The following is a 5,462-nucleotide window of genomic DNA, read 5'->3' as shown; positions in this document are numbered from 1 at the left end:
CGCCGCTCCCACTCGCCCGCCCCCGCCCGCGGCCCCCCCGCGTCTCCCTCACAACAACGGCCCCGGGGGGGCCCGGGCCTCCCGGGTCGGGCCCGGGGGGGGCGGGGGCGGGGGCGCGCCCCCCCGTCCCACCCAAGACGGTCGCGGCGGATCGCACAAGAGTGCGCCTCGCGCGTCCGCCAGGACGGGAAAACCTGTTGCACCGGCGGCCACCGGACGCTCACGATCGGTTCATGAGCACGACGGGGGAGCGGGCATGAGCGCCCGGCTGCGCGGGATCGCGCAGGACACGGAGAAGATCATCGGCGCGGGGGAGTACACGACGGGGACCGGACGCGTCGTCCGCATCGCGGACGCGGTGGCCCGCGCCAGAGCCGGCACCCGCCTGTACGGTCCCGAGCCCGTGCCCGCCGCGCTGCCCGGGGACGGCCGGAGCGAGATCACGGTCACCGGCGAGAGCAGCCTGGACGCGGCCCGCCGCATGACGGCCGCCCGCCCCGAGCCGGTCGCGGTCCTGAACTTCGCCTCGGCCCGCAATCCGGGCGGTGGATACGTGAACGGCGCGCAGGCCCAGGAGGAGGCCGTCTGCCGCGCCTCCGCGCTCTACACCTGCCTCGTCGAGGTCCCCGAGTTCTACGCCCACCACCGCGCCGACCGGGACGTCTTCTACACGGACCGGGTGATCCACGCCCCGGCGGTGCCCGTCTTCCGCGACGACACCGGACGCCTCCTGGAGACGCCGTACGAGGTCGGCTTCCTCACCTCACCCGCGCCGAACGCGGGCGTGATCGCGGCCCGCACACCCGATCGGGTGGCACAGATCCCCGCCGCGCTCGCCTCCCGTGCCGAGCGGGTCCTCGAGGTCGCCGCCGCGCACGGCTACCGCAGACTCGTCCTCGGCGCCTGGGGCTGCGGCGTGTTCCAGAACGATCCGGCGCAGGTGGCCGAGGCGTTCCGCGCCCTGCTCACCGGACGCTTCGCCGGCGCCTTCGACGAGATCGTGTTCGGTGTCCTCGACCGGACCCGGGGCGCCACGACCCGCTCGGCGTTCGAGCGGGTCCTGACGCCCGTACGGGACGCCGGTCAGCGCCAGCCGTAGCGCTCCCGCAGCCGCAGCACCACCAGGTTGAAGCGGCCGCGGTCCAGCGCGCACGCCTCGCGCCGCATCCCGCGCTCGTGCACCCGCAGCACCCGGTCCAGGTCCACCCACGAGGGCCGCCCCTCGCGGTCCCAGGGCCCCGAGCCGATCGCCACCCACTCGCGGTCGTCGTCGTGCCGCTTGCTCGACAACTGCACCGCGAGCAGCGTGCCGGCCGCCTCGCGGGCCACGACGAGCACGGGCCGGTCCTTGCCCCGCCCGTCGTTCTCCTCGTAGGGCACCCAGGTCCACACGATCTCCCCGGGGTCCGGATCGCCGTCGTGCGCGGGCGCGTACTCGGTGCGCACCCGCCCGATCCCGCGCGGCTCGGCCTCGACGGTGGCGGTCGCACCGCCCCGTCCCGGGTGCTGTGCGAAGGTGTCGGCGTCGGTCGCGGGGTCATCCCTGAAGGCAGTCACGCGGGTCACGTTAGAGCCTGGACGGCGCAATCCGCGCGGCGGGTCCACCCCCGGGCCGACACGCTCGGACCATGGCACGACGACACACCCCCGCTCCGCGCCCGCGACGCACCGTCAGGGCGGGCCGGGCATCCCGCTGGGTCCCAAAGGCCCTTGCCGCCCTGGCCGTTCTGGCGCTTCTGCCCGCGCCGGCGGCCGCCCGTACGGCTTCGTCGGACCCGGCGCCGCCCTCGGTTCCGGCTCCCCGGCCTTCGGGGTCCTCGCAACCGGCACCCTCGTCTTCGGTCCCCGAGAAGACCCGTACCGTCTCCGCCTGGCTCCCGTACTGGGACCAGGAGAACGCCTACCGGTCGGCCCTCGCGCACGCCGCGCAACTGCGGACCGTCAGCCCCTTCTGGTACGAGACCCGCTCCGCCGGCGAGGTCGCCGGGTTCCCGGGCGCCGGTGACCGGACGATCATCGACGGACTGCGGGCCCGGGGGGTCCAGGTCGTCCCGACCGTCATGGAGCAGCTGCCGCCCGGCGCCCTCGCCGCCGTCATGACCAGCCCGGAGCAGCGCGCCGCGCACATCGACACCCTGCTCACCGTCGTCCGCAGCCGCGCCTACGACGGGCTCGACATCGACTACGAGTCCATCGCGCCGACCCCCGAGGCCACGTACCCGGCCGTACGCGACGGCTTCGCCGACTTCGTCACCGGTCTCTGCGCCCGCCTGCACGCCGTGGACAAACAGTGCGTCGTCACCGTCAGCCCCAAGACCCGCACCACCGGCCGCATCTGGGACTACAAGCGCCTCGGGGCGGCCGCCGACCGGCTGCGCGTCATGGCGTACAACCTGCACGACGCCGGCGGCACGCCAGGCCCCCTCTCCACCCCACAGTGGTACGACGAGATCCTGACCCGCGCCACCGCCGAAGTCCCTCTGGACAAGCTGGAGATGGGCCTGCCCGCCTACGGCTGGGACTGGACGCGCGGCAGGGCCGGCCGCGCCGGGCACGTCACCTCGCGGCAGGCCGAGGCGCTGCGCCGCGAGGTCGGTGCCGCGTACACCCTGGACCCCGAGTCCCGCACCCCGCACTTCACCTACACCAAGGACGGCGAGGAGCACGACGTCTGGTACCAGGACGCGCGCGGTGTCGCGGAGCATCTGCCGGTGCTGCACAGGTACGGGGTGCGCGACACGGTCCTGTGGGCCCTCGGCTTCGAGGAACCCGCACTGTGGCGCACCCTGGAGGAGTCCTAGCGGCAGTCGGGCGGCCGGTGCTCGAACCAGCGCCGGTCCGCCTCCAGTTGAGCCGCAAGCGAGATCAGCAGCGGCTCGCTGTGGGCGGGCCCGAGCAGCTGCGCGCCCACCGGGAGGCCGCCGCCGGCCAGACCCGCGGGCACGTTCACCCCGGGCCAGCCCAGCACGTTCCACGGCCACGCGTACGGACACGCGGCGATCATCGCCCGGTCCGTGCGCCAGCCGCTGAGCCCCGCCATCGCGCCGATCCGGGGCGCGGGCGTCGCCGTCGTCGGCGCGAGCACCACGTCGTACGTGTCGAACACCGCGCCCACCCGCCGGTGCAGGGCCGCCTCGGCGCGCCGGGCAAGTCGCAGCGGCCCCCCGCCGAGCGCCCGGCCCATCCGGGCCGCCTCCCGGGTCCGCGGGTCCAGGAGTGCGGGATCGGGCACCCGCTCCACCCACTCGGCGATCCCGGCCGTCGCCCGCGGCACGAACGCCAGACCGATCTGCCCGTAGCGCGGATCCGCCTCCTCCACGTCGTGCCCGAGCGCCGCGAGCCGCTCCGCGAGCGCCACGACCCGCGACCTGACCTGCGGGTCCAGCCGCTTCGGCGTCGCCGTGAACGGCATCCGCAGGGACAGCGCGATCCGCAGCCGTCCCGGATCGCGGCGCGCCGCCTCGGCCGCCTCCACGGCGGGCGGGCGGTGCAGATCGCCGTCGTGCGCGCCGCTCGCCGCGTCGAGCAGCAGCGCGGCGTCACCGACCGTGCGCGCCAGCGTCCCGTTCACCGTGATGCCCTGGAACGCCTCCGCCCACGGCCACGTCGATATCCGCCCGCGCTGCGGCTTGATGCCCACCAGGTGCGTCCAGGCCGCCGGGATCCGCACACTGCCCGCGCCGTCCGAGCCCAGCGCCGCCGGCACCAGGCCCGCGGCGACGGCGGCGGCCGAACCGCCGGACGAGCCGCCCGGCGTGTGCCCGGGCGCCCACGGGTTGCGGGTCTCGCCGAACGCGGACCCCTCCGTGAACGGCCACTGGCCCAGCTCGCACGTGTTGGTCTTGCCGACGATCACCGCGCCCGCCGCGCGCAGCCGCCGCACCGCCTCCGCGTCCCGCACCTGCGGCGGGAAGTCGCCGGCGCAGCCGAACGCGGTCGGCTCCCCGGCCACGTCCATGTCGTCCTTGACGGCCACCGGCACCCCGAGCAGCGGCAGCCGCTCCCCGGCGGCGAGCCGCTTGTCCGCCGCGTCCGCCTCGGCGAGCGCGGCCTCGGCCCGCACCAGCCGGAACGCGTTGAGCACCGGCTGCGCGGCCTCGATCCGCTCCAGCGACCGTTCCACCAGCGCGCGCGAGGACGTCGTCCCCTCGGCGAGGGCCCGTGCGGCGTCCCGCAGACCCGGCAGCGTGTCCGTGGCCATCGACGGCACCTCCAATTCCCCTGTGGTGAACGCACGTTAGCGGTCCGGGCGCGCAACGGCACGCCCGGGGGCCGTCGCCGAGGGGCGGTCTGGAAGGATGCCGGGGGTCATGGTGCAGATACCGAACCAGCAGCCCGACCCACGCCCACCCTCGTCCGACGCCTCCTCCAGGTCCGCTGAGTCCTTCACGTCCGGCGACTCCGCCGAGCCCGCCGAGCCGGTGGCGCCCTCCGTGCCGACCAGCGCCGACGTGGCGCGCCTGGCCGGGGTCTCGCGCGCCACCGTCAGCTACGTCCTCAACAACACCGGCGCCGTCCGCATCAGCGAACCCACCCGGCACCGCGTCCGCGAGGCCGCCAGAGAACTCGGCTACGTCCCGCACGCCGCCGCCCGCAGCCTGCGCGCGGGCCACACCCGCATCGTTCTGCTGCCCACGCCGGAGATGCCCGCGGGCCCGCTCCACAGCGCGTTCCTCAACGAACTCCAGTGGGCGCTCAGCCGCCTCGACCACACCGTCGTCCAGTACGGCAGCGTCGGCCTGACCGGCGAGGACGCCGCCCGCGCCTGGGCCGAACTGCGCCCCGTCGCCGTCCTCGCCCCGACCGGCATCGGACCCGACGGCACCGCCGTCCTCCGGCGCTCCGGCACCAAGGCCGTCCTCACCCTCGGCCCCGAACCCGTCGAGGGCGCCCACGCCCTGCTCATGGACCAGCGCACGGTCGGCCGCGCCGCCGCCGAGCACCTGCGCTCGCGCGGCCACGACCGGATCGGCGTCGTCATGCCGCGCGAGCACGGCCTGGACGCCTACGCCGAGCCCCGCCTCGAAGGTGTCCGCGCCACCGGCGCCGAAGCCGTCCCGCTCCCGCTCTCGTACGAGGAGGAGGACGCGGCCCGGCTCGCCCGCGAGCTGCGCGACGGCGGGCCCGGCGCCGTGTTCGCGTACAACGACGAGTACGCGATGCTGCTGATGCGCGCCCTCCAGGACACGGGCGCCGACGTGCCCGGGGACGTCGCCGTGATGGGGGCGGACGACCTGATGCTGGGGCGGCTGCTGCGGCCGCGTCTGAGCACCGTCCGCGTCGACCTGCCCTCGGGCCGGGAGATCGCCGAGCTCGTCGACCGGCTGGTCCGCGACCCGGCCGCCGAACCCCTCGTACGGGACGTCCTCGGCGCCACGGCGATCGCCCGCGAGTCCACCTGAGACAGGGGGGGCGGGGGGGGGCCCCCCGGGGGGGGGGGGGGGCGCGCGGGGGGGGCGCGG

The 5,462-nt window shown here is 76.0% G+C and carries 5 protein-coding genes; 3 read left to right on the top strand and 2 right to left on the bottom strand.

From position 1 onward, the window contains the following. Window positions 1–256 precede the first annotated feature (256 nt). Window positions 257–1,099, top strand: coding sequence for a TIGR02452 family protein (locus ACFW9D_RS25730; RefSeq protein ID WP_384625294.1), 843 nt, complete (start codon window positions 257–259; stop codon window positions 1,097–1,099). Here ACFW9D_RS25730 and ACFW9D_RS25725 read toward each other — a convergent pair. Next, the gene (locus ACFW9D_RS25725) at window positions 1,084–1,557 is read right to left on the bottom strand and encodes a type II toxin-antitoxin system PemK/MazF family toxin (protein ID WP_188335639.1); all 474 of its coding nucleotides are present in this window, start codon (window positions 1,555–1,557) and stop codon (window positions 1,084–1,086) included. The genes ACFW9D_RS25730 and ACFW9D_RS25725 overlap by 16 nt on opposite strands. Window positions 1,558–1,628: 71 nt before the next feature. On the opposite strand from ACFW9D_RS25725, the gene ACFW9D_RS25720 reads away from it, so the two are divergent. After that, complete coding sequence (locus tag ACFW9D_RS25720) at window positions 1,629–2,801, top strand: glycosyl hydrolase family 18 protein (RefSeq protein WP_384625291.1); 1,173 nt, start codon at window positions 1,629–1,631, stop codon at window positions 2,799–2,801. On the opposite strand, the gene ACFW9D_RS25715 is transcribed toward ACFW9D_RS25720, so the two are convergent. Then, window positions 2,798–4,201, bottom strand: a complete 1,404-nt coding sequence (locus ACFW9D_RS25715; protein WP_384625288.1) for an amidase — start codon at window positions 4,199–4,201, stop codon at window positions 2,798–2,800. The genes ACFW9D_RS25720 and ACFW9D_RS25715 overlap by 4 nt on opposite strands. A 97-nt stretch (window positions 4,202–4,298) precedes the next feature. Here ACFW9D_RS25715 and ACFW9D_RS25710 point away from each other — a divergent pair, with 97 nt between their 5' ends. After that, window positions 4,299–5,402, top strand: coding sequence for a LacI family DNA-binding transcriptional regulator (locus tag ACFW9D_RS25710; RefSeq protein WP_384625285.1), 1,104 nt, complete (start codon window positions 4,299–4,301; stop codon window positions 5,400–5,402). Window positions 5,403–5,462 lie beyond the last annotated feature (60 nt).

Origin of the sequence: Streptomyces sp. NPDC059524 (genome assembly GCF_042749255.1) — a bacterium.
GTDB classification, from domain to species: Bacteria; Actinomycetota; Actinomycetes; order Streptomycetales; family Streptomycetaceae; genus Streptomyces; species Streptomyces xanthii.
Note: the sequence above shows the minus strand (reverse complement) of the source record. Positions and strands in the feature narration are given on the sequence as shown.

Bases quoted from the DNA above. Each gene is read 5' to 3' on its own strand.
- ACFW9D_RS25730 (WP_384625294.1), top strand. From the start codon at position 257: ATGAGCGCCCGGCTGCGCGGGATCGCGCAGGACACGGAGAAGATCATC.
- ACFW9D_RS25720 (WP_384625291.1), top strand. From the start codon at position 1,629: ATGGCACGACGACACACCCCCGCTCCGCGCCCGCGACGCACCGTCAGG.
- ACFW9D_RS25715 (WP_384625288.1), bottom strand. From the start codon at position 4,201: ATGGCCACGGACACGCTGCCGGGTCTGCGGGACGCCGCACGGGCCCTC.
- ACFW9D_RS25710 (WP_384625285.1), top strand. From the start codon at position 4,299: ATGCCGGGGGTCATGGTGCAGATACCGAACCAGCAGCCCGACCCACGC.